Genomic DNA, 23,409 nt, shown 5'->3' on the forward strand with positions numbered 1-23,409 from the left:
ATCCCCGCGCGCACCTGCGCTGAAGCGGGACGCCCGGGAACGACGCGACCCCCGCGGCCCGGGTGGGCAGCGGGGGTCGGGCACGCGGCATACGACCGCGGTGGTCGGGTCGCGCGGAAGGCTCAGTGGCCCTGCGGCATCGCCCAGCGGGCGGTCGAGGTGCCCTGCTCCTTGGCGCGCTCGAAGGCCTCGCCGATGATCTTCTCGGCGGCCTCGCGGTTGCCCCAGTCGGAGCCCTCGACGTGCTTGCCGGGCTCGAGGTCCTTGTAGCGCTCGAAGAAGTGCTGGATCTCCTTGAGCGTGAACTCGTTGATGTCGCTGATGTCCTGCACGTCGACGTTGCGCGGGTCGACCGGCACGCAGAGCACCTTGTCGTCGCCGCCGGCCTCGTCGGTCATGTGGAAGACGCCGATCGGACGCGCCTCGACGACGACGCCGGGGAAGACCGGCTCGGGCAGCAGCACGAGGGCGTCCAGCGGGTCGCCGTCCTCGCCGAGCGAGTCCTCGATGTAGCCGTAGTCGGCGGGGTAGGCCATGGGCGTGAAGAGGTAGCGGTCGAGGCGGATCCGACCGGTCTCGTGGTCGACCTCGTACTTGTTGCGCTGTCCGCGCGGGATCTCGATGGTGACGTCGAACTCCACGTCTTCCCCTTCTTCACGGTCTTCGGGTGATGGGTCGGGTGCGGCTCGGGTGCCGGAGCACCGGCCTGCGGCTGACAGAATCGTCCGCGACAGTGTGGCAGCAAGGACCGGCCTTGCGCGAAACAGCCGCGGACGACGGACGGGGGTGACGGGCCATGGCACGAGAGTCAGGGGCTCGTCGGCGCGGACCCCGCCGGACCTACGGCATGGCCGTCGTGTGGTCGGTCGTGACGATCCTGCTGGGGTATGCCGTCCTCGACGTCGCCGACGCCGCGCCCGGTGTGCTGACCCTGCGACCACTGCCGCCGCCCGCGCCCACCGAGTACGTCGCGACGCGCACGCTGCCCCTCGTTCCGCAGCCGACGCCGGCCACGTCGGTCGCCGAGCCGCTGCCGCCGCTGGCCGGCGAGACGGCCGCCCCCTCACCGACCGGCATCGAGCGCGCCCTCGCCGCGGTCCGTGCCGTTCCGGCCCTGCGCGACTCGGCGCTCGTCGTGCGTGACGGGCAGAGCGGCGACGTGCTCCTCGACCAGCGCGGTGACGAGCTGCGCATCCCGGCATCGACGACGAAGCTGCTCTCCGCGGCGGCGATCGGGCGCGCCTTCGCCCCCGGCGAGACGCTGCGCACCGTGGTGCGCGAGGGCGACACGCCCGACGAGATCGTCCTCGTGGCCGGCGGTGACTCGCTGCTCGCGCCGGGCAGGGGTGACCCCCGGGCCGTGGCCGGACGGGCCGGCCTCGGGGACCTCGCCGACCAGGTCGCCTCCGCGCTCCGTGCCCGCGGGACGCGCTCGGTGACGCTCTACGTCGACGAGACCTATGCCGACGGCCCCAGAACCGCACCGACCTGGGCCTCGACGTTCCGCAGCTCGGGCATCACCGGCGCCGTGGCGATGCTCGGGCTGTCGAGCCAGCGCGCCCGCGGTGGTGCGGCCGGGCCCGCCGATCCCGTCCTGTCGGTCCGCACGGCCTTCGCCGGCCTGCTCGACGCGCGGGGCCTCGCCGTGAAGGTCGCCGCCCGCGGGCGGGCGCCCGGCGCACCCGGCTCCCCGATGCCCACGCCGATGCCTACGCCGACCTCCGGCTCGACGCCTCAGACCGCCACGGACTCGACCGCCACGCCCACGACGAGCGCCCCGACGACCGGCCCCGGAGCGGTCCTCGGCAGCGTGGAGTCGGCCCCGGTTCAGGAACAGCTCGCCCTGGCCCTCACCGACAGCGACAACGCCCTGACCGAGATCCTCGCCCGCCAGGCCGCCTACCGCTCCGGGGCGGGCACGGCGTTCGCGGCCGTGGGAGCCTGGGTCGTGTCGCAGGTGGCCGCGCTCGGCCTCGACACGGCCGGGGTCACCCTCTCGGACGCGAGTGGGCTCTCCCGCGAGAACCGGGTGCGTGCCTCCCTCCTGTCCGACGTGCTCGTGCTCGGCTACGACGGCCGCCACCCGGTGCTGCGGCGCGCCCTCGACGGCCTCCCGATCGGCGGGCTGACCGGCACCCTGGCCGACCGGTTCACGGGCGCCGACCACGTCGCGGCGGGCCGGGCCCGCGCCAAGACCGGCACGCTGACCGGCGCCAACGCGCTCGCCGGAAGCGTCGTCGACGACGACGGTCGACTCCTCGTCTTCGTGGGTATGGTCGCCGGAGTGGGAACCAACGACGCTCGGGCGGCGTTGGACCGTCTGGTAGCGGCGATCGCCTCGTGCGGGTGCCGCTGACGGGCCGACAGGGCCGTTCGGGGACCGGGTGGTGACGACGTTCACGACCTCGCCGACGAGCGGTCCGGCCCTCCAGACACCTCGCGCGACGTCGACATCGTCACGGACGGAAAGGGCTGGCATGACCGACACGACCCACCGGACCCCGGAGGACGCCCGCCGTCCTGAACGCGTCGCCGGTGGTGCTCCGGCCGCCTCCGTCGACTACGAGTTCGCCAAGCGCACCGGTCGCGCCATCGTCAACCCGGGCCCCCAGGTCTCCAGCGACGAGGCGGCCGCCATCGTGGCCGACCTGCGCGCCGCCGCGGCCTCCGCCGTCGCCCCGGTTGCCGAGACGAGCGCCCTCACCGCCCCGGCCGGCGCGCCCGACCCGCTCGTCGTCGACCGGGCCGGCTGGATCAGCGCCAACGTCGACTCGTTCCGGTCGATGCTCGACCCCGTCGTCGACAAGCTCAACGCGACGAAGAAGTCCTCGACGAGCGCCACGGCGGCCGCGATCGGCGGCAAGGTCACCGGCGCCGAGATGGGCGGCCTGCTCGCGTTCCTGTCGAGCAAGGTGCTGGGCCAGTACGACCTCGCGCCGGGTGGCACTGCGCGCCTCATGCTCGTCGCGCCCAACATCGTGGCCGCCGAGCGGCGCATGCAGGTCGACCCGACCGACTTCCGCCGCTGGGTCGCCATGCACGAGGAGACCCACCGGGTGCAGTTCACCGCGGTGCCGTGGCTGCGCGACCACATGGTCTCGCGCACCCAGGCCCTCGCGGTCGACCTCGCGCCGACCCCCGAGGACCTCTCCAAGCGCTTCGAGCAGCTGACGAAGAACCTGCCGCAGGTGCTGAGCTCCGGCGAGGGCGTCGGGCAGCTCTTCGCGACGCCCGAGCAGAAGGCCCGGATCGCCGAGCTGACCGCCGTCATGTCGCTGCTCGAGGGCCACGCCGACGTCGTCATGGACGCCGTCGGCCCTCGGGTCATCCCGAGCGTCGACGAGATCCGCCGCAAGTTCGACCAGCGCCGCAACAGCTCGGTCGGCGTCGACCGGCTGCTGCGCAAGCTGCTCGGCCTCGAGGCCAAGATGCGGCAGTACCGCGACGGCGCCGTCTTCGTCCGTGCCGTCACCGACCAGGTCGGCCGCGACGGCTTCAACGCGGTCTGGACCTCGCCCGAGACCCTGCCGCGGGCCGCCGAGATCCTCGAGCCGGACGCCTGGGTGCGCCGGGTCCACGGCTGAGCGATGCGAGGTCCCGCAGACATGCCCGGTCCCGACCCCGCCGTCGCCGCCACCCGTCTCGCGGTGCGTGAGCACCTCGCAGACGTGCCCGAGGGAGGCGTCGTGCTCGTCGCCTGCTCGGGTGGCCCCGACTCGGTGGCGCTCGCCGCCGCCCTCGCCTTCGAGGCGCCGCGTGCCGGGGTGCGTGCCGGTGCCGTCGTCGTCGACCACGGGTTGCAGGAGCGCTCGGCCGAGGTGGCCCGGGACGCCGCGGCGCTCTGTCGCGAGATCGGGCTCGACCCCGTCGAGGTGGTCTCCGCCGAGATCCGCACGAGTGGCGCCGGCCTCGAGGCCGACGCGCGCACCGCCCGCTACGCCGCCCTCGTGGCGACCGCGGACCGGCTCGACGCCTGCACCGTCCTCATCGGTCACACCCGTGACGACCAGGCCGAGCAGGTGCTGCTGGGCCTGTCCCGCGGCTCGGGCGCCCGGTCGCTCAGCGGTATGCCGGTGCGCCGGGACCGCTTCGTGCGCCCGCTCCTCGCCCTGCCGCGCGCCACGACCCTCGCCGCGTGCGCGGCATACGGCATCCACCCGTGGGACGACCCGCACAACAGCGACGACTCGTTCCGTCGGGTCCGGGCGCGGCGGCTGCTCGCCACCCTCGAGTCCGACCTCGGTCCGGGGTTCGCGGCGGCGCTCGCCCGCAGCGCCGACCTGCTCCGCGAGGACGCCGACTACCTCGAGACCCTCGCCGTGAGGGCGCGGGCCGACCTGCCGGCCGGACCGGCCGGCGACGGGATCGACCTGGGCGCGCTGGCGGCCCTGCCGCGGGCGATCCGCACCCGGGTCTGGCGGCTGCTGGCCGCCGAGGCCGGCGCCCCGCTCGCCGACGTCAGCGCCGCCCACGTCGAGTCGCTCGACGCGCTGCTCACGTCGTGGCACGGGCAGGGTCCGCTGCACGTGCCGGGCGGGATCGCCGTCGCGCGCACCGGGGGAGCCATCGTCTTCAGCCCGCTGCGCGAGACCGCCGACGCCTGAGCCCGCGCGCCGGTGCGGTTGAATGGATCCCGCCCCGCACGACCCCGCACCGCCACACATCGAGGAGCCTTCGTGGACCACGAGCACATGGGAGATGACCTGGCCCAGGTCCTGTTCACCGAGGAGCAGATCCAGGCCCGGCTCGCCGAGCTCGCCGCCGACATCTGGAAGGACTACGAGGGCAAGGAGTTCCTCCTCGTCGGGGTCCTCAAGGGTGCCGTCGTCGTCATGGCCGACCTCATGCGCGCCCTGCCCGGCACCGCGCCGATGGACTGGATGGCGGTCTCGTCCTACGGCTCCGGCACGAAGTCCTCGGGCGTCGTGCGCATCCTCAAGGACCTCGACACCGACATCAGCGGCCGCCACGTGCTCATCGTCGAGGACATCATCGACTCCGGCCTGACGCTGTCGTGGATCAAGTCCAACCTCGAGTCGCGCAACCCGGCCTCCGTCGAGATCTGCACGCTGCTGCGCAAGCCCGACGTCGTCAAGGTCGACATCCCCGTCAAGTACGTCGGCTTCGACATCCCCAACGAGTTCGTCGTCGGCTACGGCCTCGACTACGCCGAGAAGTACCGCAACCTGCGCTGCGTCGGCACCCTCGCCCCCCACGTCTACGCCTGAGCCCAGGGAGACCCGTGACCTTCTCGATCGTCGCGCGCCAGGGTGACGCCCACGGCATCGCCGTCGCCAGCAAGTTCCTCGCCGTCGGAGCGGTCGTGCCCGGCGCCCGTCTCGGGGTCGGCGCGGTGGCGACGCAGTCCTTCGCCCGCGTCGCCTACCTCGACGAGCTGCTCGGACGCCTCGCCGCCGGCGAACCCGCCGACGAGGCGCTCGCCGCCGCGACGGCCCTCGACGAGGGTCGCGAGACCCGCCAGGTCGGCGTCGTGGGCGTCGGCTCGGCCGCGACCTTCACCGGCTCGGAGTGCAACGTTTGGGCCGGCGGTGTCGCGCGCGACGAGGGCGACACGGCATACGCCATCCAGGGCAACATCCTCACGGGACCCGAGGTCGTCGAGGAGATGGAGCGGGCCTGGCACGCCACGGCCGGCCAGCCGCTCGCCCGTCGCCTGCTCGCCGCGCTCGTGGCCGGCGACGCCGCGGGGGGCGACTCGCGCGGTCGGCAGGCCGCGGCGATGTATGCCGTCGAGCCGGGTGCCGGCTACGACGCGTGCGGGGTGCTCGCCGACCTGCGGGTCGACGACCACGCCGACCCGGTGACCGAGCTCGGCCGCCTCCTGTCGGACTGGGAGATGTACTTCGGCAAGCCGGAGGACGTCGAGCCGCTCGAGGGCGACCTCGCCGAGGAGGTGCGCGAGCGGCTGGCGCACGCCGGCTTCTCCGACGCCGACGTCGCGACGGCCCTCGCCGACTGGGCGGGCAACGCGAACTACGAGGCCCGGCTCAGCCCCGACGGCATCGACCGACGGGTCCTGGAGGCCCTGCGCGCCACCACGAGCCGCTGACCTCGCGTCCCCGTCCGGAAGGTTGGACGGACGCGTTGGTCACCAGCACGCCGCATGCGGAACACTGGTGGCCCACCGGACGTTGTGCCGGTGGACTAAGTCACCGGACGAGCAGGAGGACCGGGGCCCGACAGGCCCCGCACGTACATGGACGCTAAGCGGATTCTGCGCACACCACTGCTGTGGATCTTGGTCCTCATCAGCGCGCTCGTCTTCGGCATGATGTTCTCCAGCTCCGGGCCGCCCCGGATCGACACGTCCGAGGCGATGAAGCTCATCGCCTCGGGCCAGGTGGAGTCGGCGACGCTGGCCAACAACGAGCAGGTGACCCTGCAGCTCAAGACGCCGTACTCCTCGCCGGACGGCACGGTCAAGGACGCCCAGGCGGTCTACGCGTACTACGTCGACGCACGTGGGGGCCAGGTCGTGGCGGCCCTCGAGAAGGCCAACCCACCCAAGGGCTACACCGACCAGATCGACCAGCAGAGCTGGTTCGGGTCGCTGCTCTTCTCGATCCTGCCGATCATCGTCATCCTCGCGCTCTTCTGGTTCCTCATGGGCCAGATGCAGGGCGGCGGCAACCGCGTCATGCAGTTCGGCAAGTCCCGGGCCAAGCTCGCGACCAAGGACACCCCGAAGGTCACCTTCGCCGACGTCGCCGGCTGCGACGAGGCCATCGAGGAGCTCCAGGAGATCAAGGAGTTCCTCCAGGAGCCCGCGAAGTTCCTCGCCGTCGGCGCCAAGATCCCCAAGGGCGTGCTGCTCTACGGCCAGCCCGGTACCGGCAAGACCCTCCTCGCCCGCGCGGTCGCCGGTGAGGCCGGCGTGCCGTTCTACTCGATCTCCGGCTCGGACTTCGTCGAGATGTTCGTCGGTGTCGGTGCCAGCCGCGTCCGCGACCTCTTCGAGCAGGCCAAGGCCAACGCGCCGGCCATCGTCTTCGTCGACGAGATCGACGCCGTCGGACGCCACCGCGGCGCCGGCATGGGCGGCGGTCACGACGAGCGCGAGCAGACGCTCAACCAGCTGCTCGTCGAGATGGACGGCTTCGACGTCAAGACCAACGTCATCCTCATCGCCGCGACCAACCGCCCCGACATCCTCGACCCGGCCCTCCTGCGCCCCGGCCGCTTCGACCGCCAGATCGCCGTCGACGCGCCGGACATGATCGGCCGCCACCGCATCCTCGAGGTCCACGCCCAGGGCAAGCCCGTCACGGCCGACGTCGACCTGCTGGCCGTCGCCCGCCGGACGCCCGGCTTCACGGGTGCCGACCTCGCCAACGTCCTCAACGAGGCCGCCCTGCTCACCGCCCGCGGCGACAAGAAGGTCATCGACAACGAGGCCCTCGACGAGGCCATCGACCGCGTCATCGCCGGTCCGCAGAAGCGCACGCGCATCATGTCGGCCAAGGAGCGCAAGATCACGGCCTACCACGAGGGCGGGCACGCCCTCGTCGCCGCGGCGCTCAACCACACCGACCCGGTCACCAAGATCACGATCCTCCCGCGCGGTCGCGCCCTCGGCTACACGATGGTCATGCCGATCGACGACAAGTACTCCACGACGCGCAACGAGATCCTCGACCAGCTCGCGTACGCCCTCGGCGGCCGCGTCGCCGAGGAGATCGTCTTCCGCGAGCCGACGACCGGCGCGAGCAACGACATCGAGAAGGCCACGGGCATGGCCCGCAAGATGGTCACCGAGTTCGGCATGTCCGCACGGGTCGGTGCCATCAAGCTCGGCCAGAGCACGGGCGAGGTCTTCCTCGGCCGCGACATGGGTCACCAGCGCGACTACTCCGAGGAGGTCGCCCGCATCGTCGACGAGGAGGTGCGCTCGCTCATCGAGGCCGCGCACGACGAGGCCTACGCCGCCCTCAACGCCAACCGCGACCTGCTGGACCACCTCGTCCTCGAGCTGCTCGAGAAGGAGACGCTCAACGTGCACGAGCTGGCCGAGCTCTTCAAGCCGGTCGTCAAGGCGCCCGAGCGCCCGACGTGGCTCTCCTCGCAGACGCGCCAGCTCGGCGACCGGCCCCCGGTCCTGACCCCGGCCGAGATCGCCGCCCAGAACGGCCAGAACGGGCAGTACGGCGTGGGGGGCCAGAACGGCCACCTGCCGCCGCCGGTCCCGGCCGACAGGCGTCTCGAGGACCAGATCGACGAGGCCGCCTCGGTCGGTGCCCACCCGCTCGCGGAGGAGCACCCCGCCGAGCAGGTCATCGAGGTGCCCGACGACCGACCCGTCAACCCCGACGAGAAGAGCTGACCTGTGGCGATCGACCAGCCGCGTGCCGAGGCGGCCGTGCGCGAGCTCCTGCTCGCCATCGGCGAGGACCCCGACCGTGAGGGCCTCCTCGACACCCCGGGCCGGGTGGCCCGCTCGTTCGCCGAGATCTACGCCGGCCTCGACATGACGGCCGCCGACGTGCTCGGCACGACGTTCGAGATCGACCACCAGGAGCTCGTCATCGTGCGGGACATCGAGCTCTACAGCACGTGCGAGCACCACCTCGTGCCCTTCCACGGGGTGGCGCACGTCGGCTACATCCCGAGCAAGGACGGGCGCGTCACGGGGCTGTCCAAGCTCGCGCGGCTCGTCGAGGTCTTCGCCCGGCGCCCTCAGGTGCAGGAGCGCCTCACGACCCAGATCGCCGACGCGCTCGTCGAGCACCTCGACGTGCAGGGCGTCATCGTCGTCGTCCAGGCCGAGCACCTGTGCATGTCGATGCGCGGCATCCGCAAGCCGGGCGCGAGCACCATCACCTCGGCGGTGCGCGGCCAGCTGCGCGACCCGGCCACTCGAGCAGAGGCCATGGCGCTGATGCTCGAGGGCAACAAGTGACCGTCGGTCCTCCCTCCACGACCCTCACCTGTCCGACCCGCACCGCTCCGCCGGCGCACCGACCCGCGACACAATGGCGCCCATGACTGCGCCTGCTCCCCACCACCGGCCCACGCCCGACGCGACCGAGCTCCTGGCGGTCCGTGACCGCACCCTCGTCATGGGCGTCGTCAACGTCACGCCCGACTCCTTCTCCGACGGTGGGCAGTGGTTCGAGCAGGAGGCGGCGATCGCCCACGGCCGTGAGGTGGTGGCGGCCGGTGCCGACATCGTCGACGTGGGCGGTGAGTCGACGAGGCCCGGCGCCGAGCGCCCGTCCGTCGAGGAGGAGCTGCGTCGCGTGCTGCCCGTCGTGACCGCCCTCGCGGCGGAGGGCGCCGTCGTGTCCGTCGACACGATGCGTGCCTCGGTCGCGCGCGCCGCGGTCGATGCCGGCGCCACCATCGTCAACGACGTCTCCGGCGGGCTCGCCGATGCCGAGATGGTGCCCTGGGTCGCCGCCAACCGGCTCGCGTTCGTGGCCATGCACTGGCGCGGGCACAGCACCGGGATGCAGTCGCTCGCGGTCTACGACGACGTCGTCGAGGACGTCGTGCGTGAGCTGGCGCAGCGCCGGGACGCCCTCCTCGAGGGTGGCATCGACGAGGACCTCCTCGTGCTCGACCCGGGTCTGGGCTTCGCCAAGAACGCCGACCACAACTGGGCGCTCATGGCGGCGCTGCCCGCGCTGCACGAGCTCGGCCTGCCCGTCCTGCTCGGTGCCTCGCGCAAGACCTTCCTCGGCCGGCTCGGCCGGCCCGAGGGCGCCGAGCCGCGCCCACCCGCCGAGCGGGACGTCGAGACCACCGCGACCTCGGTCATGGCGGCCATGGCCGGCCTGTGGTGCGTGCGGGTCCACGACGTCGCCTCGACCGTGCGCGCACTCACCGTCGTCCAGGCCGCGCTCGAGCACGCCCCCGAGGACCTCGAGGATATCGAGGACCTCGACGCGCTCGAGGACCTCGGCCGATGACCGACCGCATCGTCCTGCAGGGCGTCTCGGCCCGCGGCAACCACGGCGTGCTCGACGTCGAGAAGCGCGACGGCCAGACCTTCCTCGTCGACGTGACGATGGCGTGCGACCTCGAGCGCGCCGGGCGCACCGACGCCCTGACGGCCACCGTCAACTACGCGGAGGTCGCCGCCGACGTCGTCGCCCGCATCACCGGACCGTCCTTCGACCTCATCGAGCGGCTCGCCGAGGTCATCGCCGACGACGTGCTGCGCCACGACCTCGTCGAGTCCGTCGAGGTCGTCGTGCACAAGCCCGAGGCGCCCGTCGGGCATCCCTTCACCGACGTGCAGGTGCGCCTCGAGCGCACCAACGCCGCGCACGTGACGATCGCGCTCGGTTCGAACCTCGGCGACCGCGGGCAGACGCTCGGCGCCGCCGTCCGGGCGCTGCGTGACCTGCCCGGTCTCACCGTCACGGCGGTGTCGGCGATCGTCGAGACCGACCCCGTGGGTGGGCCCGAGCAGCCGCCGTACCTCAACGCCGTGGCCGTGGGCCGCGCCACCTCTGCGCCGGCGGAGCTGCTCGCGGCGCTGCACGCCATCGAGGCCGAGCACGGCCGTACCCGCGAGGTGCGTTGGGGCGCAAGGACGCTCGACCTCGACCTCATCCAGTACGGCACGCCCGGCAGCTCGCGCGAGGTCGTCAGCGACGATCCCGCGCTGCTGCTGCCGCACCCCCGTGCGCACGAGCGGGCCTTCGTCCTCGTGCCGTGGACCGACGCCGACCCCCGGGCGAGCCTGCGCGTTGCGGGCGGACGCGACGGCCTCCGTCCGGTGGTCGACCTGCTGGCCGACCTCGACCGATCGGGCGTGCGACCCGGTCCCCGATGGGAGCAGCAGTGAGACCACACTCCGGCATCCGCGTCACGACGCTCGTGCTCGCGGGACTGGCCATGACCGTGGTCGCCTGGCTCGTGCTGCGCTGGATGGCCTCGGGCGGCAGCCCCGTGCCCGATCCCGGGTGGATCGGGGCGGTGGCCATGCTCGTCCTCGGCGCCGGGCTGGTCCTCGCCGGTTGGCGGGTGCGCCGGGTCCGCGACGGCCGGCCCGACCCCGCGGTGACGCCGCTGCGCGCCGCCCGGACGCTCGTGCTGGGCCAGGCGGGGGCGCTCACCGGTGCGGTGCTCGTCGGGTGGTATGCCGCGAACGCCCTCGTCCTGCTGCCCGACGGTGACGTCGACTCGCAGCGCAGCCGCATCTGGCTGTTCGCGCTCCATGCCGTCGTGGCGCTGCTGCTCGCCGTCGCCGGCATGGTCGTTCAGGCCTGGTGCCGGCTGCGACCGCGCGACGACGAGGACCAACCCCAGGCCTGACGGGTCGAGCGGCGCGTCAGGTGGTGCCGGCGACGGTGACCGTCGAGGTGGGCGCGGGCTTCGTCGTAACCGTCGGCGGCTGGGGCGGACCGTCGGGAGTCGTCGTGCGGACCGGCCACGGCGGCGGGATCGTGTCGACGGTGTCCTCGTCGGAGCAGGCCGCGGCGACGGTGATCGTGGCCGTGATGACGGCGACGGCCACGGCACGCACCACGGTCGCGCGCGTGGGCCGGGCAGACGGCATACGACCCATCACTTGTCGACGTCCCCGACGACGAAGAACATCGAGCCGAGGATCGCGACCATGTCGGCGATGAGCTGGCCCGGGAGCATCTCGCTCAGCACCGAGACGTTGTTGAACGACGCCGAGCGCAGCTTGAGCCGCCACGGCGTCTTCTCGCCGCGCGAGACGAGGTAGTAGCCGTTGAAGCCCAAGGGATTCTCGGTGGCGCAGTAGATCTCGCCCTCGGGCACCTTGAGCACCTTGGGCAGCTTGACGTTGATCGGGCCCTGCGGCAGCTGGACCAGCCGGTCGAGGCAGGCCTGTGCGAGGTCGAGCGAGACGTGCACCTGCTCCAGCAGCACCTCGAGGCGCGCGAGGCAGTCGCCGGCCGTGCGGGTCACGACGCGGCCGGGACCCCTGTCGCCGAAGAGCTCGCCGTAGGCGAGGTAGGGCGCGTCGCGGCGCAGGTCGACGTCGAGGCCGCTGGCGCGCGCGATGGGGCCCGAGACGCCGTAGGCCTCGACCATGGCCCGCGACAGGACGCCGACCCCCCGCGTGCGTGCCTCGAGGATCTCGTTGCCGACGATGAGTCGCTCGAGGTCGGGAAGTCGCTTGCGCACGTTGGCGATCGCCTTGTCGACGCGCCCCATCCAGCCGGCGGGGAGGTCCTCCTTGAGCCCGCCGACGCGGTTGAACATGTAGTGCATGCGGCCGCCCGAGACCTCCTCCATGACGGCCTGGAGCTCCTCGCGCTCGCGGAACGCGTGGAACACGGGCGTGATGGCGCCGAGCTCGAGCGGGTAGCTGCCGAGGAACATCAGGTGGTTGAGCACGCGGTTGAGCTCGGCGAGGGCGGTGCGCGCCCAGACGGCCCGCTCGGGCACCTCCATGCCGAGCATCTGCTCGACGCCGAGCACGACGCCGAGCTCGTTGGAGAAGGCGCTGAGCCAGTCGTGGCGGTTGGCCAGGACGATGATCTGGCGGTAGTCGCGCACCTCGAAGAGCTTCTCGGCGCCGCGGTGCATGTAGCCGACGATCGGCTCGGCGCTGACGATGCGCTCGCCGTCGACGACGATGCGCAGCCGGAGGACGCCGTGCGTCGCGGGGTGCTGCGGGCCGATGTTGAGCACCATGTCGGCGGTCGCGAGACCACCCGCACCGATGCCGACGGTGAGCTCCCGCCCCTGCCGCGCGCCCGGGCCGGCGCCGTCGTCGCCGGGGGCGCCACCCACGGGCGGGGTGTCCGTCGGGCTGCTCACGGAGTCGACCCTACGTGGCTCATGCGCCCGAGTATGCCGTGCGCACGCTCGTGCCCGTCACCGACCGCTTGCGGACCCGGACCGGTCGGCCTCGCGGCCGCGCAGGAGGAGGAAGCCACCGACCCCGAGGAGCACGACGGTCCCGACGATGGTGAGCAGGATCGGCACGAGCAGCGAACCCTGGCCGTCGTCGGTGGCGGAGACGGGCCTGACGTGGACCGTGGCGCCCGCCGTGGCCGTCGACCCGTCGAGCCCGACCGTCGCGTGGAACGAGAACGTGCCGGTGACGGGATGCCCGTCGTCGGAGGTGACGCGGTACGACACCGTGTAGTCGCCACCGGGCGCCGTGGGCGCGATCGCCTGCGTGACCTCGCGGCCGGAGATCGTCGGGGCACCGGACGAGGCGGTCCCCGAGGGGCCGGTCACGACGACCTGGGCGCCGATCGCCAGCGGCGCCTCGGCGAAGGTGAGCACCACCGACCCGGGCAGCTTCGCGACGGTGGTGCCGTCGGCGGGGTCGGTCCGTTCGAGCACGTCGTGGGCGAAGGCCGTGGACGGCAGGGCCACGAGGAGTCCGAGGGCGAGCAGCGCTGAGGCGAGACGACGCATGCCGTTCAGGCTACGTCGTGCCCCCGGACGCGTTTCACCGCCCACCAGAAGCCACCGAAACCGTCGCGGTCGAGCAGCCGGGCCTCGGCACCGGCGCGGCCCAGGGCAGCGACGTAGGCGAGCGGGTCGGTGCTCGCCAGCGCGTGCGGGGGCGTGGCGCCGGTCAGCCCCAGTGCCCGGAGCGCCTCGCGCTGGGTGCGCACGTCGTCCGCGTCGAGGGTGTCCATCGCGACGTGGGCCGTGACGTCGCACGAGCCGTCGGGCACGGGCACCGTGAGCCGCCCGCCCGCGTATGCCGTGAGCGTGCCCGCGGACGGCCGTGACGCCGCCGTGTGGCCGTAGTCCACGGCGACGAGCGTGCCGGAGTCGACGCGCGAGACGAGGTCGGCCCAGGCCTCGTCACGGGAACGGCCGATCTCGAGGCGGTCGCCGGGAGCGGTCGTGGGCCAGTGGGCGGTCGCCCACCGGTGGTCGGCTGCCCCGAGCGGTGCGCCGAGCGACTCCGCGCCGGTCGTGGGGTCGACGAGGACCTCGCGGGCGGTGCCGTCGGCGTCGACCTCGGCCACGGTGCAGGGCACGACGTCGAGCCACTCGTGGGCGATGACGAGGGCGTCACGCAGCCCGGTCAGCTCCGGCGGCAGGCCGGAGCCGCCGGGGGAGCGGATCCACTCGACCCGGTCGTCGAGCCCCTCGGGCCGGTCGACGACGTCCACCGCCACCACGCGAGTGCCTGCCGCGACCCCGGCCCCGGCCTCCCCACGTCGAGTGGGCACCTCCCCACGTCGAGTGGGCACCTCCCCACGTCGAGTGGGCACTTCGGCACGCGCGCCGTCGGGTGACAGGGCCGAGTCGACGGATGGCGGAGCTGCCGCACCGGCCGACGACGACGCGAGGGCCTCGACGAGGTGGGTCGCGAGCTCGCCGCGCCCGGCCCCGACGTCGACGACGACACGGACCGGACGGTCGGGGAGCGCGAGGAGAGCGCGGGCGAGCACGGCCCCGGTGGGACCGTGCGCGGCGGTCGTGAAGTGCGCGGCCGGACCACCGCGGGTGACGTAGAAACCGTGGCCCACGGCATACAGCCCCTCGTGCCACGCGTCGCGCCAGGGAACGGGATCCACGTCCGCCGACTGTAGGCGATAGCGTGCCGTGGGTGAGCACCCCGCACGAGCGTCCCGCGCGCTTCGACGTCGGCGTCGTCGGCGCCGGGCGCGTCGGAGCCGTCCTCGGAGCCGCTCTGGCCCGCGCCGGACACGTCGTGACGGGCGTCTCCGCCGTCAGCGAGCAGAGCCTCGAGCGCGCGGCGACCCTCCTGCCGGGCGTCCCCGTCAAGCCGATCCCGGACGTCGTGGCCGGCGCCCACCTCGTGGTGCTGGCGGTGCCCGACGACGCGCTCGCCGACCTCGTCGCCGGGCTCAGTGCCACCGGGACCTTCACCCCGGGGCAGCTCGTCCTGCACACGTCCGGAGCCCACGGGATCTCGGTCTTCGAGGCTGCCGCTGACAGCGACATCGTGCCGCTCGCGATCCACCCGGCCATGACGTTCACGGGTACCTCGCTCGACCTCGAGCGCCTGCACGACTGCTGCTTCGGCGTCACCACGGTCGACCTGGCCCGTCCCCTCGCCGAGGCGCTCGTCATCGAGATGGGCGGCGACCCGGTGTGGATCGCCGAGGAGGACCGCGTCACCTACCACGCGGCCCTCGCCCACGGGTCGAACCACCTCGTCACCCTCGTCGCGCAGTCGATGCAGCTGCTCGGCGAGGCAGGCGTGGAGGACCCGGCCCGCGTCCTCGAGCCGCTGCTGTCGGCCGCGCTCGCCAACACGCTCCAGCGGGGTGACGCAGCCCTCACCGGTCCGGTCGCCCGTGGCGATGCCGGTACCGTTGCCGGGCACGTCGCGCTGCTGCGCAAGGTCGCCCCGGACATCCGCCCGACCTACCTCGCCCTGGCCCGCGCGACGGCGCAGCGGGCACTGCTCAGCGGACGCCTTCGCGCCTCCGACGCCGACCCGCTGCTCGAGCTGCTCGCGCACGAGGAGGACCAACCGTGACTGACACCACCGCGCCGGCCCTGACGCCGCCGACCCGGCCAGCGACCCCGCCCGCGACGCCGCCCGCGACGCCCGTGGTGGCGCGCACCCGCGACGAGCTGCGTGAGGCGCGGTCGGCGCTCGACGACGGTGACGTCGCCGTCGTCATGACGATGGGCGCCCTGCACGAGGGCCACGCGACGCTCATCCACCAGGCGCGCCAGGCCCACCGCCACGTCGTCGTGACGATCTTCCTCAACCCGCTGCAGTTCGGGCCCAAGGAGGACCTCTCGCGCTACCCGCGCACCTTCGACGCCGACCTCGAGATCTGCACGGCCGCCGGGGTCGACCTCGTCTTCGCGCCGACACCGGACGTCATCTACCCGGACGGCGACCCCGGGGTGCGGGTGTCCGCGGGACCGCTCGGCGACGTCCTCGAGGGGCAGGCCCGCCCCGGGCACTTCGACGGCATGCTCACCGTCGTCGGCAAGCTCATGCACCTGACCCGGTGCAGCGCGGCCTACTTCGGGCAGAAGGACGCCCAGCAGCTGCTCCTCATCCGCCGCATGTGCCGCGACCTCGACTTCCCCGTGCGCGTCGTCGCGGTGCCCACCGTGCGCGAGCCCGACGGCCTGGCGATGTCGAGCCGCAACACCTACCTCACCGCCTCCGACCGTGAGACGGCCCTGTGCCTCTCGGCCGCCCTGCGCGCCGGCGCCGAGGCCGCCCCGGAGGGCCCGTCGGCGGTCCGCCGCGCCGCCCGCGCCGTGCTCGTGCGCGAGCCGCTCGCCCTCGTCGACTACCTCGTGCTCGTCCACCCGGACACGCTCGAGGACGTGCCGGAGTGGTACCGCGGAGAGGCCCTGCTCGCGGTGGCGGGCCGAGTCGGCACGACCCGTCTCATCGACAACCTGCCCGTCCTCGTGGGCCCCGGCGGCGGTGCGCTCGAGACGTTCACCCAAGCCTGATCGCCGCCGGGCGCCCTTGTCCCACTGAGCCGTCCACGCTCTCCGACGCACGAAGGAACAGCACCGTGCAGCGTTTCATGCTCCACTCGAAGATCCACCGGGCCAGGGTGACGCAGGCCGACTTGCACTACGTCGGCTCGCTGACGATCGACCGCGACCTGCTCGACGCCGCCGACCTCTGGCCCGGTCAGCAGGTCGACGTCGTCGACGTCGACAACGGCAACCGCCTCACGACCTACGCCATCGAGGGCGAGCGCGGCACCGGCATCGTGTGCATCAACGGCGCGGCCGCGCGGCTCATCTCGCCGGGTGACACGGTCATCATCATCGCCTACGCCGCGATGGACGATGCCGAGGCGCGCACCTTCGAGCCGAGGGTCGTCTTCGTCGACGAGCACAACCGGACGGTCGAGGTGGGGCACGATGCAGGGGATGTGCCCGACGGGTTCGGTCTCCTGACCTCCGCCGTCACGGAGCGCCACCACGACTACCAGCACGACCACCAGCACGAACACCAGCACGAACACCAGCACGAACACCAGCACGACCACCAGGACTGAGAGGCCAGGCGTATGCCGCAGAGCGGGCTACCCGACGTGACCGTCCCCCGGCGGTTGCGTGCCCCCGCACCGGGCTGGACGGCCACCGCCGACGTCATCGTCGTGGGCTCCGGCGTCGCCGGCCTCACGACCGCGCTCCGGCTGCGGCGTCGCGTCGACCGCGTGCTGCTCGTGACGAAGACGGTGCTCGACGAGGGCTCGACCGCCTGGGCGCAGGGCGGCATCGCGGCGGTCATGTCACCGGAGGACAGCCCCGCCGAGCACATCCACGACACGCTCGTCGCGGGCGTCGGCCTCTGCGACGTCGACGCCGTCGAGGCGCTCGTGCGCGAGGGCACCGACGCGGTCTGGGACCTCATCGCCCTCGGGGCGGAGTTCGACCGCGGCGACAGCGGCGGCCTGTCGCTGACCCGTGAGGGCGGCCACCACCGCGACCGCATCCTGCACGCCGGCGGTGACGCCACCGGGCGCGAGATCAGCCGCGCCCTCATCGCAGCCCTCGACCGGGTGCGCGACGACCCGGGCATCGAGGTCATCGAGCACGCCCTCGTCGTCGACCTGCTGACCGACGCCGACCAGCGCGTCTGCGGCGTGACCCTCCACGTCATCGGGGAGGGGCAGGTCGACGGCGTCGGGGCCGCGCACGCACGGGCCGTCGTGCTCGCCACCGGTGGACTCGGCCAGATCTACGCCTCGACCACCAACCCGTCCGTCGCGACCGGCGACGGGATGGCCGCCGCGCTGCGGGCCGGCGCCGTGCTCGCCGACCTCGAGTTCGTCCAGTTCCACCCGACGGTGCTGTGGCTCGGCGAGGGCTCACGGGGCCAGCAGCCGCTCATTTCCGAGGCGGTCCGTGGCGAGGGCGCCTTCCTCGTCGACGAGGCGGGGGAGCGGTTCATGCAGGGCCAGCACCCGCTGGCCGACCTCGCGCCGCGCGACGTCGTGGCCCGGGCCATCATCGCCCGCATGCGCGAGACCGGCACCGACCACGTCTACCTCGACTGCCGCCACCTCGGCGCCGAGTTCCTCGAGCAGCGCTTCCCGTCGATCGTCCAGCGCTGTCGCGAGCTCGGGTTCGACCCGGCCACGCAGCTGCTGCCCGTCGCACCGGCCCAGCACTACGCGAGCGGCGGGGTGCGCACCGACCTGCGCGGCCGCTCCTCGCTCGAGGGCCTCTACGCGTGCGGCGAGACCTCGTGCACCGGGGTGCACGGCGCCAACCGCCTCGCCTCCAACTCCCTCCTCGAGGGGCTCGTCTTCGCCCGCCGCATCGCCGACGACCTCACGGCCCGCCTCGCTGCGGGTGAGCTGCCCGAGGCGACGCCCGTCGCGGCGGAGGGTGAGCCCGAGCTGATCCGCGGCAAGCGGCGCCTCGACGTCCAGCGCGCCATGACGGCGGGCTCCGGCACGGTGCGCTCGGCCGGCTCGCTCGCCGCGACGCAGGAGACCCTCGCCGCCCTCGCAGCCCGGGCCGTCACCGACGCGGCCGACAAGCAGGGCGGTCCCAAGAGCTGGGAGACGACCAACCTGCTCCACCTCGGACGCGCGCTGACGTATGCCGCCGCGTTGCGTGACGAGACCCGTGGCGGTCACGTGCGCGAGGACTTCCCGGCCCGTGACGACGCGCACTTCCTGCACCACGTGCACCTTGAGCGCGCCGCTTCGGGGGTGCTGGAGGCGACGGTGGTGCCCGTGCCACGGGCCAACCTCGTCGGTCTCGACCTCGACGGCTCGGTGCCGCTGGACGTGCTCGACGAGGACCGCGTGGACGGCACGGTGACCACGGGACACGCTGGACGGCATACGCAACCGGCTGGGACGAAGGAGAAGCAGTGAGTGGCGACGGCCTGAGCGGGTTCCCGCACGAGTGGGCGCAGGAGCTCGTCGCGGTGGCGCTGCGCGAGGACCTCGGCCCGGAGGGCGTCGACGTGACGACCCTGGCGACGATCCCCGCCGACCAGACGCGCACGGCCGAGATCGTCGCGCGGGCGCCCGGCGTCGTCGCGGGCGTGCCGGTCATCGCCCTCGTCCTCGCCGCGGTCGCTCAGGAGGTCGGCGGCGACGTGCCGACGGTCGAGGTCGTGAGCGGCGACGGTGCCCGGCTCGAGCGCGGCGACGTCATCGCGCGGCTCACCGGCCCGACGCAGGTGATCCTCGTGGCCGAGCGGACGATCCTCAACATCCTGAGCAGGCTGTCGGGCGTGGCGACGCACACGCGGCGCTGGGCGGACGCGCTCGAGGGCACTCGGACGATGGTCCTCGACACGCGCAAGACGACACCCGGCCTGCGCTGGCTCGAGAAGTACGCCGTGCGCTGCGGCGGCGGCACGAACAAGCGCATGGGCCTCTACGACGTCGCGATGATCAAGGACAACCACAAGCTCGCGGCCGGCTCGGTGGCGGCGGCATATGCGCTCGTGCGCGACCGGTTCCCCGACGTCGACGTCCAGGTCGAGGTGACGACACCGGCCGAGGCGCAGGAGGCCTACGAGGCCGGCGCGCGCTTCATCATGTGCGACAACATGACGGTCGACGTGCTCGGCCGGACCGTCGAGCTGCTCCGCGCCGCAGGCGAACCCGTCGAGATCGAGGCCACCGGCGGCCTGACCCTGGAGGTGGTCCGCGAGTATGCCGGCACGGGCGTCGACTACGTCTCGGTCGGTGGCCTGACGCACAGCTCACCCATCGTCGACATCGCCCTCGACCTCACCGACTGACGGGTCAGAAGCGGCGGTGCCAGAGGTTGACGGCGTAGTCGACGCCCGTCGCGTCGGGGTGCTCGGCGAGGATGAGGTCGGCGTGCTCCGGCGCGAACTCGATCCCGACGACGGCCTCGAAGTCCTCGCGCGAGTCGAACTCCCAACGGATGTCGAGCTGCTCGCGCTCCCAGCCCTGTCGCTGCCAGAAGCGCTCGACGGCGCGCGGGTCGTAGGAGGGCAGCGCCCGCCGGAACCACTGGCCGAACGTCGACCGGGTCGCGTCGTTGTCGATGACGAACGCCGCCCCACCTGGTCGCATGACGCGGTCGAGCTCGGCCAGCCCCGGCTCGCATCCTGGTCCGAAGAAGTAGGCCCACCGCGCGTGCGCGACGTCGAACGAGTCGTCGGGCACTCCGATCGCATCTGCGCCGTCCTCGCGGACCGAGACGGACGGCATACCCGAGATGCGTTGTGCCGCAAGCGAAGCCAGTGGCGGGTGCGGCTCGACACCGAGGACCGAACGGGCGTCGCGGGCGAAGAACGGCAGGTGGTAGCCGGTGCCGCACCCGACGTCGAGGACGTCGCGTCCTGACCAGTCGAGCACGGCGCGCATCGCGTCCTCGATGACGTGGGCGCGGTCGACGCCGCGGTTCTCGACCTCGTAGACGTCGGGCGTCTCCCAGATGTTGGGGGACGGGATGATCTCGCTCATCGTCGGCTCACTTCCCGCGCTGCGCCTCGATCGTGGCGGGGTGCACGAGCAGCGGGAGCAGCTTGCGCACGCCGCGGGCGCGGACGGCCTTGACCTGGGCGAGGTGCGCCTCGGCGCGGATCGCCAGCTCGGCGTAGGCCAGCGGCCCCATGAGCTCGGTCAGCTCGGGCGCGTTGGAGCGGTAGACCGGCTCGCGGCCGACGTGCGCCTCGGAGTTGCCCGAGCAGTACCAGTCGAGGTCGTGGCCACCGGGACCCCACCCGCGACGGTCGTACTCGGTGATCGTCACCTCGAGGTAGCTCGTGTCGTCGGGCAGCTCGACGGTGCGGAAGGTGCGCCGGATCGGCAGCTGCCAGCAGACGTCGGGCTTGAGCGTGTGCGGCTCGACCCCGGTCAGGACGGCGTGCTGGTGCAGCGCGCAGCCGGCGCCCGCGGGGAAGCCGGGACGGTTGAGGAAGATGCAGGCACCGTCGACGACCTTCGTCTTGCGCGCGCCGTCCTCCTTCTCGGTCCAGTCGTCCTTGCTGCCGGTGGCGCGGCCGACGGAGTGGTACTCCCACTCGTCCTCGCCGAGCTCCGCGACGGCCTTCTCGACCCGCTTCCAGTCGTCCTTGTCCGTGAAGTGCGCTCCGAGCGTGCAGCACCCGTCGTCGGGCCGCCCGGCGTAGATGCCCTGGCAGCCGCTGCCGAAGATGCACGTCCAGCTGCTCGTCAGCCACGTGAGGTCGCAGCGGTAGCGCTGGTTGCTGTCGGCGGGGTCGGCGAACTCGACCCAGACGCGGGGGAGGTCCAGAGGTGCTTCGGCCACCGACTCACCCTATGCCGCCGAGGATTCCACCGCGTCGACGACGCCCACCCCGTGGATGGCGCGTCGGCGGCGTGAACCCGATCGCGTATGCCGTGTCCTGCCTCCCACCGGCCCGCGGGCGTACGCTGGCGGTGGCGTCCAGGTCGCCTCCGGTGCGCGGGAAGGGGCTCAGCCTCCCTGGGGCGGAACAGCACGCGGTCCGACCTCCTTTCGGCCCGATGAGCGCACGCGGGCACGACGAGAGGAGGCCGTCATGGCCCTGTCCCTGCCCGCCAACCCCGACCTCGAGCACCTGCGCCGCGAGGCGCGCCGGCTCCAGCGGGCCGTCCGCTCCGGCCGGCCACGTGCGGTCGGCGACGTCGAGCGGCACCATCCAGAGGGTGCTCCTGCCGACGCCACGACCTTTGCCCTGTCAGATGCCCAGCTCGTCGTGGCGCGTCGCCTCGGGTTCGCGAGCTGGCCGCGGCTGCGTGCGTACCTCGCTGCGGCGGCCGACCTGAGCCGCGACCCTGCTGCCCTCGACCCGGCGTCCGAGGAGGCCGACGAGACCGACGAGGCCGACGAGGCCGACGAGGCCGACGAGGCCGACGAGACCGACGAGACCGACGAGGCCGACGAGGCCGACGAGGCCGACGATGCTCACGGCGCCGGGATCGGCGAGTCCGCCTCTCTCGCCTCTCCCGCCGCTCTCGTAGCGGCGCTCGCCTGCCTGACCTACACCGACCGCGACGATCCCGACCGCTGGATCCGGTCCGCGCGGCTGCTCGCGCACGAACCGGGTCTCGTCGACCGCGACGTCTTCGTCGCAGCAGCGGCCGGCGACGCGCGCGCCGTCCGGGCGCACGTCACCGCAGACCGCGGAGCTGCGACCCGGGAGGGTGGGCCGTTCCGGTGGCCACCGCTGCTCTACCTCGTCTACTCACGGCTGCCGCAGGTCGACGCCGTCGGCTCCGCGCGCGTCCCGCTCGATGCCGGTGCCGACCCCGACAGCGGCTACCTCTGGCAGGGGCTGCCCACCGCGTTCACGGCCCTGACCGGCGTGTTCGGGGAGGGCGAGATGGGGCCGGGTCGCCAGCCCCGGCACCCGCAGTGGCGGGCACTCGCCGAGCTGCTCCTCGAGCGCGGCGCCGACCCCAATGACCGGCAGGCGCTCTACAACCGGATGTTCGGGCGCGACGACAGCCATCTCGAGCTGCTCCTCGCGCACGGCCTGGGCCGTCCCTCCTCCGAGGTCTGGGCCCGTCGCACGGGCGAGCCCGCCGAGACGATCGCGGAGATGATCGCCCGGCAGGTCGACTGGGCCCGGGACCACGGCCTCACCGACCGCCTCGCCCTGCTCGTCGACCACGGCGTGGCCGACGCCGCGGTGCTGGAGGGGCTGCCGCGTCCACGAGTGCCTCGGGGCAGGACCGCCCTGCACCAGGCGGCGTTCATGGACGACGTCGAGCAGGTGCGTCTGCTGCTGGCGGACGGGGCCGACCCGGAGGCGCGCGACGACGTGCACGGCACTCGGCCCTACGACTGGGCGGTCTGGGCCCGCGCCGACGGCGCCGCGGCGGTGCTGCGTGAGGTCACCACACGGCATACGCGAGGAGTCCCCGACGGCGAGGGCTAGCGTGGGCCCATGACGCCGAGGGCCAGCAGCGAGCCGACGCCGAAGGGGCGGGGGCGCCGCCCGGGTGGCGTCGACACGCGGGCGGCCATCGTCAGCTCGGCCCGGAAGTCCTTTGCTGCCAAGGGTTACGACAAGTCGAGCCTGCGCGGCATCGCCCGTGACGCCGGGGTCGACCCGGCGCTCGTGCACCACTACTTCGACGGCAAGGCGGCGCTCTTCGCCGAGACGATGGCCGTGCCGGTCAACCCCGCCGAGCTCATCGAGCACGTGCTCGACGGCGGTCGGGAAGGGCTGGGGCGGCGGCTCGTCGAGACGTTCCTGACGGTCTGGGAGCCCCCCGAGCGCCGCGAGGCCCTTGTCGCCCTCGTGCGCTCGGCGATGACGAGCGACGAGGCGGCGCGGATGCTGCGCGAGTTCCTCGGGCGCGAGGTCTTCGGGCGGCTGGCGGCCTCGGCGGGCGCGGAGGACGCGCAGCTGCGCGGCGCGCTGGCGGCCTCGCAGATGATCGGGGTGGTCATCGCGCGCTACGTCGTGCGCGTCCCGGGCCTGGTCGACGCGAGCCGCGACGAGCTCGTCGACCGGCTCGGCCCGGTCCTGCAGGGCTACCTGGTGGACGGTTCGGTCGCACCGGAGTAGATTTC

24 protein-coding genes are annotated in these 23,409 nt (G+C 73.2%); 17 read left to right on the forward strand and 7 right to left on the reverse strand.

Going from position 1 to position 23,409, the window contains the following annotated elements; genetic code table 11:
* Window positions 1-122 precede the first annotated feature (122 nt).
* Window positions 123-641: an inorganic diphosphatase gene (locus TAE01_RS16725; RefSeq protein ID WP_147067952.1), complete on the reverse strand. Its 519-nt coding sequence runs from the start codon at window positions 639-641 to the stop codon at window positions 123-125.
* A gap of 155 nt (window positions 642-796) precedes the next feature.
* Here TAE01_RS16725 and TAE01_RS16730 point away from each other — a divergent pair, with 155 nt between their 5' ends.
* The 10 genes from TAE01_RS16730 (at window position 797) to TAE01_RS16775 (ending at window position 11,283) form a co-directional block, all read left to right on the forward strand.
* Window positions 797-2,356, forward strand: coding sequence for a D-alanyl-D-alanine carboxypeptidase/D-alanyl-D-alanine-endopeptidase (locus tag TAE01_RS16730; RefSeq protein ID WP_147067953.1), 1,560 nt, complete (start codon window positions 797-799; stop codon window positions 2,354-2,356).
* A gap of 121 nt (window positions 2,357-2,477) precedes the next feature.
* A complete protein-coding gene (locus TAE01_RS16735; RefSeq protein WP_147067954.1) occupies window positions 2,478-3,584 on the forward strand; it encodes an Rv3626c family coenzyme F420 biosynthesis-associated protein in 1,107 nt (368 codons plus the stop codon).
* Window positions 3,585-3,605: 21 nt separating this feature from the next.
* Complete coding sequence (gene tilS, locus TAE01_RS16740; protein WP_147067955.1) at window positions 3,606-4,604, forward strand: tRNA lysidine(34) synthetase TilS; 999 nt, start codon at window positions 3,606-3,608, stop codon at window positions 4,602-4,604.
* Between the two features lie 72 nt (window positions 4,605-4,676).
* Window positions 4,677-5,228 (forward strand): hypoxanthine phosphoribosyltransferase, encoded by a 552-nt coding sequence (hpt, locus tag TAE01_RS16745; protein WP_147067956.1) that lies wholly within the window; start codon window positions 4,677-4,679, stop codon window positions 5,226-5,228.
* Between the two features lie 14 nt (window positions 5,229-5,242).
* On the forward strand, window positions 5,243-6,070 hold the full coding sequence (locus TAE01_RS16750) for a DUF1028 domain-containing protein (protein WP_147067957.1): 828 nt from the start codon (window positions 5,243-5,245) through the stop codon (window positions 6,068-6,070).
* A 147-nt stretch (window positions 6,071-6,217) separates the two neighbouring features.
* Entirely contained in the window at window positions 6,218-8,341 is a 2,124-nt protein-coding gene (ftsH, locus tag TAE01_RS16755) for an ATP-dependent zinc metalloprotease FtsH (RefSeq protein ID WP_147067958.1), read from the forward strand.
* Between the two features lie 3 nt (window positions 8,342-8,344).
* Window positions 8,345-8,917, forward strand: a complete 573-nt coding sequence (gene folE, locus TAE01_RS16760) for a GTP cyclohydrolase I FolE (protein WP_147067959.1) — start codon at window positions 8,345-8,347, stop codon at window positions 8,915-8,917.
* 82 nt (window positions 8,918-8,999) lie between these two features.
* Window positions 9,000-9,929 (forward strand): dihydropteroate synthase, encoded by a 930-nt coding sequence (folP, locus tag TAE01_RS16765; protein ID WP_147067960.1) that lies wholly within the window; start codon window positions 9,000-9,002, stop codon window positions 9,927-9,929.
* Window positions 9,926-10,813 (forward strand): 2-amino-4-hydroxy-6-hydroxymethyldihydropteridine diphosphokinase, encoded by an 888-nt coding sequence (gene folK / locus TAE01_RS16770; RefSeq protein ID WP_147067961.1) that lies wholly within the window; start codon window positions 9,926-9,928, stop codon window positions 10,811-10,813. Before folP ends, folK begins: the two co-directional genes overlap by 4 nt.
* On the forward strand, window positions 10,810-11,283 hold the full coding sequence (locus TAE01_RS16775; RefSeq protein ID WP_147067962.1) for a DUF3180 domain-containing protein: 474 nt from the start codon (window positions 10,810-10,812) through the stop codon (window positions 11,281-11,283). The genes folK and TAE01_RS16775 overlap by 4 nt, the downstream gene beginning before the upstream one ends.
* A 16-nt stretch (window positions 11,284-11,299) precedes the next feature.
* Here TAE01_RS16775 and TAE01_RS16780 read toward each other — a convergent pair whose 3' ends face one another.
* From TAE01_RS16780 to TAE01_RS16795, 4 genes are all read right to left on the reverse strand, one after another.
* Entirely contained in the window at window positions 11,300-11,527 is a 228-nt protein-coding gene (locus TAE01_RS16780) for a hypothetical protein (protein ID WP_147067963.1), read from the reverse strand.
* 8 nt (window positions 11,528-11,535) lie between these two features.
* Window positions 11,536-12,639 carry an NADH-quinone oxidoreductase subunit D gene (locus TAE01_RS16785; RefSeq protein ID WP_246111414.1) on the reverse strand — a complete coding sequence of 368 codons (1,104 nt, stop codon included), beginning with the start codon at window positions 12,637-12,639 and terminating at the stop codon, window positions 11,536-11,538.
* A 183-nt stretch (window positions 12,640-12,822) separates the two neighbouring features.
* Entirely contained in the window at window positions 12,823-13,374 is a 552-nt protein-coding gene (locus TAE01_RS16790; RefSeq protein ID WP_147067964.1) for a copper resistance CopC family protein, read from the reverse strand.
* A 5-nt stretch (window positions 13,375-13,379) separates the two neighbouring features.
* A complete protein-coding gene (locus TAE01_RS16795) occupies window positions 13,380-14,495 on the reverse strand; it encodes an SAM-dependent methyltransferase (RefSeq protein ID WP_246111412.1) in 1,116 nt (371 codons plus the stop codon).
* Window positions 14,496-14,518: 23 nt separating this feature from the next.
* On the opposite strand from TAE01_RS16795, the gene TAE01_RS16800 reads away from it, so the two are divergent.
* The 5 genes from TAE01_RS16800 (at window position 14,519) to nadC (ending at window position 19,651) form a co-directional block, all read left to right on the forward strand.
* A complete protein-coding gene (locus TAE01_RS16800) occupies window positions 14,519-15,427 on the forward strand; it encodes a Rossmann-like and DUF2520 domain-containing protein (RefSeq protein ID WP_147067965.1) in 909 nt (302 codons plus the stop codon).
* A 20-nt stretch (window positions 15,428-15,447) separates the two neighbouring features.
* On the forward strand, window positions 15,448-16,374 hold the full coding sequence (gene panC, locus TAE01_RS16805) for a pantoate--beta-alanine ligase (protein ID WP_246111415.1): 927 nt from the start codon (window positions 15,448-15,450) through the stop codon (window positions 16,372-16,374).
* A 65-nt stretch (window positions 16,375-16,439) separates the two neighbouring features.
* Complete coding sequence (gene panD / locus TAE01_RS16810; RefSeq protein ID WP_246111413.1) at window positions 16,440-16,934, forward strand: aspartate 1-decarboxylase; 495 nt, start codon at window positions 16,440-16,442, stop codon at window positions 16,932-16,934.
* 12 nt (window positions 16,935-16,946) lie between these two features.
* Window positions 16,947-18,770 (forward strand): L-aspartate oxidase, encoded by a 1,824-nt coding sequence (locus TAE01_RS16815; protein ID WP_147067966.1) that lies wholly within the window; start codon window positions 16,947-16,949, stop codon window positions 18,768-18,770.
* The gene (gene nadC / locus TAE01_RS16820; RefSeq protein WP_147067967.1) at window positions 18,767-19,651 is read left to right on the forward strand and encodes a carboxylating nicotinate-nucleotide diphosphorylase; all 885 of its coding nucleotides are present in this window, start codon (window positions 18,767-18,769) and stop codon (window positions 19,649-19,651) included. The genes TAE01_RS16815 and nadC overlap by 4 nt, the downstream gene beginning before the upstream one ends.
* A 4-nt stretch (window positions 19,652-19,655) precedes the next feature.
* Here nadC and TAE01_RS16825 read toward each other — a convergent pair whose 3' ends face one another.
* On the reverse strand, window positions 19,656-20,345 hold the full coding sequence (locus TAE01_RS16825) for a class I SAM-dependent methyltransferase (protein ID WP_147067968.1): 690 nt from the start codon (window positions 20,343-20,345) through the stop codon (window positions 19,656-19,658).
* A gap of 7 nt (window positions 20,346-20,352) precedes the next feature.
* Window positions 20,353-21,153: a DUF3109 family protein gene (locus TAE01_RS16830; RefSeq protein ID WP_147067969.1), complete on the reverse strand. Its 801-nt coding sequence runs from the start codon at window positions 21,151-21,153 to the stop codon at window positions 20,353-20,355.
* Between the two features lie 253 nt (window positions 21,154-21,406).
* Between TAE01_RS16830 and TAE01_RS20590 the strand changes: the two genes are divergently transcribed.
* Both TAE01_RS20590 and TAE01_RS16845 read left to right on the forward strand, forming a co-directional pair.
* Entirely contained in the window at window positions 21,407-22,768 is a 1,362-nt protein-coding gene (locus TAE01_RS20590; protein ID WP_186815258.1) for an ankyrin repeat domain-containing protein, read from the forward strand.
* 9 nt (window positions 22,769-22,777) lie between these two features.
* Entirely contained in the window at window positions 22,778-23,404 is a 627-nt protein-coding gene (locus TAE01_RS16845) for a TetR/AcrR family transcriptional regulator (RefSeq protein ID WP_147067972.1), read from the forward strand.
* Window positions 23,405-23,409: the final 5 nt, after the last annotated feature.

This window comes from Terrabacter aerolatus (assembly GCF_007991735.1).
In the GTDB taxonomy this organism is placed as follows: Bacteria; Actinomycetota; Actinomycetes; order Actinomycetales; family Dermatophilaceae; genus Terrabacter; species Terrabacter aerolatus.

Bases quoted from the DNA above. Each gene is read 5' to 3' on its own strand.
- TAE01_RS16730 (WP_147067953.1), top strand. From the start codon at position 797: ATGGCACGAGAGTCAGGGGCTCGTCGGCGCGGACCCCGCCGGACCTAC.
- TAE01_RS16735 (WP_147067954.1), top strand. From the start codon at position 2,478: ATGACCGACACGACCCACCGGACCCCGGAGGACGCCCGCCGTCCTGAA.
- tilS (WP_147067955.1), top strand. From the start codon at position 3,606: ATGCCCGGTCCCGACCCCGCCGTCGCCGCCACCCGTCTCGCGGTGCGT.
- ftsH (WP_147067958.1), top strand. From the start codon at position 6,218: ATGGACGCTAAGCGGATTCTGCGCACACCACTGCTGTGGATCTTGGTC.
- folP (WP_147067960.1), top strand. From the start codon at position 9,000: ATGACTGCGCCTGCTCCCCACCACCGGCCCACGCCCGACGCGACCGAG.
- folK (WP_147067961.1), top strand. From the start codon at position 9,926: ATGACCGACCGCATCGTCCTGCAGGGCGTCTCGGCCCGCGGCAACCAC.
- TAE01_RS16780 (WP_147067963.1), bottom strand. From the start codon at position 11,527: ATGCCGTCTGCCCGGCCCACGCGCGCGACCGTGGTGCGTGCCGTGGCC.
- TAE01_RS16785 (WP_246111414.1), bottom strand. From the start codon at position 12,639: ATGGTGCTCAACATCGGCCCGCAGCACCCCGCGACGCACGGCGTCCTC.
- TAE01_RS16790 (WP_147067964.1), bottom strand. From the start codon at position 13,374: ATGCGTCGTCTCGCCTCAGCGCTGCTCGCCCTCGGACTCCTCGTGGCC.
- TAE01_RS16815 (WP_147067966.1), top strand. From the start codon at position 16,947: ATGCCGCAGAGCGGGCTACCCGACGTGACCGTCCCCCGGCGGTTGCGT.
- TAE01_RS16825 (WP_147067968.1), bottom strand. From the start codon at position 20,345: ATGAGCGAGATCATCCCGTCCCCCAACATCTGGGAGACGCCCGACGTC.
- TAE01_RS20590 (WP_186815258.1), top strand. From the start codon at position 21,407: ATGGCCCTGTCCCTGCCCGCCAACCCCGACCTCGAGCACCTGCGCCGC.
- TAE01_RS16845 (WP_147067972.1), top strand. From the start codon at position 22,778: ATGACGCCGAGGGCCAGCAGCGAGCCGACGCCGAAGGGGCGGGGGCGC.